The organism is Frankia sp. CoWAU3, assembly GCF_977971855.1.
Genome location: NZ_CDWWXB010000038.1, coordinates 15,244 through 16,716, shown reverse-complemented (window position 1 = coordinate 16,716; position 1,473 = coordinate 15,244). Strand labels below are relative to the sequence as shown.

Here is a 1,473-nt window from a genome sequence, read left to right as displayed (position 1 = left end):
CAGAGCCCTCGGCCTGGTCGCCGGTGTGGCGATAGTCGCAGCCCTCGCATTGCTTGTTGCCGGTTATCTGGTTCGTGAGGTATTGGCGGCGAGTCCAGGTACCCCGAGGATGGTGGAGGTCGGCCGGGCGGTCCAGGAGGGCGCCGCCGCCTATCTCAGACGGCAGTTCACCACGCTCGCGGGATTCGTCGTCGTCATCCCCTTCGTACTGCTGCTCCTGCCAGCCGAGAACACTGGAGCGAAGATCGGTCGGTCGATCTTCTTCGTGGTCGGTGCGATCTTCTCCGCGTTGGTCGGATTCGTCGGGATGTCGCTGGCGACCCGGGCCAACACCCGCACTGCCGCCGCCGCCATGACCCGAGGGGAACGAGCCGCCGTCCGTATCGCCTTCCGTACCGGGGGGGTGGCGGGGATGTTCACCGTCGGTCTCGGACTCCTGGGGGCGGCGGCCGTGGTCCTCGTCTTCCGGGACACCGCCCCCCAGGTCCTGGAGGGATTCGGATTCGGCGCCGCTCTGCTCGCGATGTTCATGCGAGTAGGCGGAGGGATCTTCACCAAGGCCGCCGATGTCGGGGCGGACCTGGTCGGCAAGGTGGAACAGGGGATTCCTGAGGATGATCCCCGCAACGCCGCGACGATCGCCGACAACGTCGGCGACAACGTCGGCGACTGCGCCGGCATGGCCGCCGACCTGTTCGAATCCTATGCGGTGACGCTCGTCGCGGCGCTGATTCTCGGGGTCGAGGCGTTCGGCGAACGCGGCCTGGTGTTCCCCCTGCTCATCCCGGCGGTCGGGGTTGTGACCGCGGTCATCGGAATCTTCGCGGTGTCGCCGCGGACCGGTGACCGCACCGGAATGTCCGCCATCAACCGGGGTTTCTTCATCTCCGCGGTGGTGTCCGCGATCGGCGTCGTCGCCGTCTCACTGCTCTACCTCCCGACGAGCTTCGCCGATTTCCCCGGGATGCAGGGAAGCACCCAGTCCGGTAATCCACGAGTGATCGCGATCGGCGCGGTCCTGATCGGGATCGTGCTCGCCGCCGCCATTCAGCTGCTAACCGGGTATTTCACCGAGACCGGCCGCCGGCCGGTGCGGGACATCGCAAAGGCGTCGCTCACCGGACCAGCCACCAACATCCTCGCCGGAATCGGGGTGGGTCTGGAGTCGGCGGTCTATTCTTCGCTGCTTATCGGTGCCGCGATCTTTGGCGCCTACCTGCTCGGCTCCGGCAGCGTCACGATCGCGCTGTTCGCGGTGGCGCTGGCGGGGACCGGTCTGCTGACGACGGTGAGTGTCATCGTCTCGATGGACACCTTCGGGCCGGTGAGCGATAACGCACAGGGCATCGCCGAGATGTCCGGCGACATGGACGAGGCGGGTGCGGCCATCCTCACCTCGCTCGACGCCGTCGGCAACACCACCAAGGCGATCACGAAGGGCATCGCGATCGCCACCGCGGTGCTCGCCGCCTC

General features: G+C 67.3%; 1 protein-coding gene. It reads left to right on the top strand.

The window, feature by feature from the left end; genetic code table 11:
• Positions 1-13: 13 nt before the first annotated feature.
• The coding region (locus AC08ON_RS06125; RefSeq protein ID WP_476616608.1) for a proton/sodium-translocating pyrophosphatase at positions 14-1,473 on the top strand (1,460 nt) is incomplete at its 3' end.